Consider the following 3,653-nt stretch of genomic DNA (forward strand, 5'->3'; position numbering starts at 1 on the left):
GCTTGTAATGCGGCGCCATCGTGCACCCCGTGGCAAGGAGCGCGACTGCGATTGCAGTCAAAGCGTGTTTTTGCATCATCACTGTCCCTTGTTGCCTTCGTCGCCGTTGCCCGGCTTCTCTTCGTGGTGCGAGTGCTCCTGAGCCAGGCGCAGCGCCTCGTCGACGTCTTCCTTCTCGCCGCTGAAGATCGCACGGATCTTCACGAAGAACATCGGGATCATGAAGATCGCGAGGAACGTCGCCGTGATCATCCCGCCGATCACGCCCGTACCGATCGCGTGCTGGCTCGCCGAACCGGCGCCGTTGCTGATCGCGAGCGGCATCACGCCGAGAATGAACGCGAGCGACGTCATCAGGATCGGACGCAGCCGCAGGCGCGCCGCTTCCAGCGCGGCCTCGATCGGCCCCATCTTCTCCGTCTGCTGCAGCTCCCGCGCGAACTCGACGATCAGGATCGCGTTCTTCGCGGACAGGCCCACCGTGGTCAGCAGGCCCACCTGGAAGAACACGTCGTTCTCGAGGCCGCGCATCGTGGCCGCGAGCAGCGCACCGATCACGCCGAGCGGCACGACCATGATCACCGAGAACGGGATCGACCAGCTTTCATACAGCGCCGCGAGACACAGGAACACGACGAGGATCGAGATCGCGTACAGGATCGGCGCCTGCGAGCCGGACTGGATTTCCTGGAACGACAGCCCCGTCCACGAATAGCCGATACCGACCGGCAGTTTCTTCGCGAGCGTTTCCATCGCCGCCATCGCCTGGCCGGTCGACTTGCCCGGTGCGGCCTGACCCTGGATTTCCATCGCCGACACGCCGTTGTAGCGCTCGAGCTTCGGCGAACCGTACGTCCAGTGACCGGTCGCGAACGCGCTGAACGGCACCATCCCGCCCGACCCGTTGCGCACGTACCAGATGTTCATGTCTTCCGGCGTCATCCGGAACGGCGCGTCGGCCTGCACGTACACCTTCTTGATCCGGCCGTCGGTGTCGAGGAAGTTGTTCACGTACTTCGACGCCCACGCGATCGAGAACGTCTGGTCGATCGCATCCGCCGTCACGCCCAGTGCATTCGCCTTCTCGCGGTCGATGTTGACCTTGTACTGCGGCGTATCGTTCAGGCCGTTCGGACGGACACCCTGCAGCGTCGGATCCTTAGACGCCATCCCGAGCAACTGGTTACGTGCGGCCATCAGCGCGTCGTGGCCGAGACCGGCGTTGTCCGTCAGCTCGAAGTCGAAGCCGGCGGCGGTGCCGAGTTCGGGAATCGACGGCGGGTTGAACGGAATCACGAGCGCGTCCTTGTAGCTCCCGTAGCGCCCGAACATCCGGCCGATCAGCGCCTGCACCTTCTGGTTCGCATGCTGACGCTGCGAGTAGTCCTTCAGGCGCACGAACACGAGACCCGAGTTCTGGCCGCGGCCCGCGAAGCTGAAGCCGTTTACCGTGAACGCCGATTCGACGATGTCCTTCTCGTCCTTCAGCAGGTAGTCGGAAATGTTCGCGAGCGTCTTCGCGGTCGTTTCCTGCGTCGAGCCCGACGGCGTCTGCACGATCACGAACATCAGGCCCTGGTCTTCATCGGGCAGGAACGACTTCGGCAGGCGCACGAACAGCAGCCCGACCGCGACGATCACGACCAGATAGATGATGAGCCAGCGGCCCGAGCGCTTGATCACGTGGTGCACGCCGACGTGGTACTTGTCGCGGCTGTTGTTGAACGTGCGGTTGAACCAGCCGAAGAAGCCCTTCTTCTCTTCGTGATGGCCCTGCGGGATCGGCTTGAGGATCGTCGCGCACAGTGCGGGCGTCAGAATCAACGCGACCAGCACCGACAGCACCATCGCCGACACGATCGTCAGCGAGAACTGGCGATAGATCGCGCCGACCGAGCCGCCGGAGAACGCCACCGGCACGAACACCGCCGACAGCACGAGCGCCACGCCGACGAGCGCGCCGGTGATCTGGCCCATCGCCTTGCGGGTCGCCTCCTTCGGCGACAGCCCCTCCTCGGCCATCACGCGCTCGACGTTCTCGACCACCACGATCGCATCGTCGACCAGCAGGCCGATCGCGAGCACGAGGCCGAACATCGACAGCGTGTTGATCGAGAAGCCTACCATCGACATGATCGCGAACGTGCCGAGCAGCACGACCGGCACCGCGATCGTCGGGATGATCGTCGCCCGCAGGTTCTGCAGGAACAGATACATCACGAGGAACACGAGCACGATACCTTCGAGCAGCGTCTTGACCACTTCCTCGATCGACAGCTTCACGAACGGCGTCGTGTCGTACGGGTACTTCACGACGAGGCCGTGCGGGAAGAACGGTGCGAGCTCGTCGATCTTCGCGCGCACGGCCTTCGCGGTCGCGAGCGCGTTCGCGTTGGTCGCGAGCTGGATACCGAGCGCCGCGGTCGGCTGACCGTTGTACTTCGTGTCGAAGTTGTAGTTTTCGCCGCCGAGGCCGATCTGCGCGACGTCCTTCAGGCGAACCTGCGAGCCGTCCTGGTTGACCTTCAGCAGGATGTTGCCGAACTGCTCGGGCGTCTGCAGCAGCGTCGATTCGGTGATCGTCGCCTGCAGCACGGTGCCCGGCGTGGCCGGCGTGCCGCCGATCTGGCCGCCCGCGATCTGCACGTTCTGCGCGGTGATCGCGGAGCTGACGTCGACCGGCGTGAGGCCGTAGTTGGTCAGGCGGTTCGGGTCGAGCCAGATCCGCATCGCGTACTGCGAGCCGAACAGCGTGACGGTACCGACGCCGTTCAGCCGGCTGATCGGATCCTTCACGTGCGACGCCACGAAGTTCGCGAGGTCGTACTTGTTCATGCTGCCGTCTTCGGAGTTGAAGGCGAGCACCAGCAGGAAGCTGCTGCTCGACTTCGTGACCGACAGACCGAGCTGCTGCACGACCTGCGGCAGAACCGGCGTCGCGAGCGACAGCTTGTTCTGCACCTGAACCTGCGCGATGTCGGCGTTGGTGCCCGGCGCGAAGGTCAGCGTGATCGTCGCGTTGCCCGAGTCGTCACTCGTCGACGACATGTACAGGAAGTTGTCGAGACCGCTCATCTGCTGCTCGATCACCTGCGTCACCGTGTCTTCCACCGTCTTCGCGGAAGCGCCCGGGTAGTTCGCGGTGATCTGGATCGATGGCGGCGCGATCGTCGGATACTGCGCGATCGGCAGCGTGAAGATCGCCGCAACCCCGGCCAGCATCAGGATGATGGCGATCACCCACGCGAAGATCGGGCGATCGATAAAAAACTTTGCCATGAAACAGGCTCCCTGTTATTGCGCGCTCGAAGCAGCGGCAGCACTCGCCGGCGCGGCGCCCGATGCGGCGGCACCGGAAGCGGCAGCGGCGCCGGACCCGGCGGCGGCCGGCGCGGCGGGGGCAGCAGCACCCGAGGCGGCATCGGCCGCCGGAGCGAGCTGCGCGGGGACCGTCTTCACGGTCGCGCCCGGGCGCACCTTGTCCACGCCTTGCACGATCACGTGATCGCCCGCCTGCAGACCGCCTTCGACGATCCAGTTCTGCCCTTGCATGCCGGTGGTCTTCAGCGGACGCGGCTCGACCTTGTTGGCCGCGTTCACCACCATCGCGATCGCCTGGCCCTTCTGGTCGTGCGTGACGCCGATCTGCGGCA

2 protein-coding genes are annotated in these 3,653 nt (G+C 64.9%); both read right to left on the reverse strand.

The features are described from left to right. Positions 1–78: 78 nt before the first annotated feature. A complete protein-coding gene (bpeB, locus tag WT24_RS15465) occupies positions 79–3,279 on the reverse strand; it encodes an efflux RND transporter permease BpeB (RefSeq protein WP_059794110.1) in 3,201 nt (1,066 codons plus the stop codon). A 15-nt stretch (positions 3,280–3,294) separates the two neighbouring features. Next, the coding region (locus WT24_RS15470; RefSeq protein ID WP_373557237.1) for an HlyD family secretion protein at positions 3,295–3,653 on the reverse strand (359 nt) is incomplete at its 5' end.

It is taken from the genome of Burkholderia sp. MSMB1078WGS, assembly GCF_001528895.1.
GTDB lineage: Bacteria > Pseudomonadota > Gammaproteobacteria > Burkholderiales > Burkholderiaceae > Burkholderia.

Excerpts from the sequence above, each read along its gene's own strand:
- bpeB (WP_059794110.1), bottom strand. The coding sequence starts at position 3,279 with ATGGCAAAGTTTTTTATCGATCGCCCGATCTTCGCGTGGGTGATCGCC.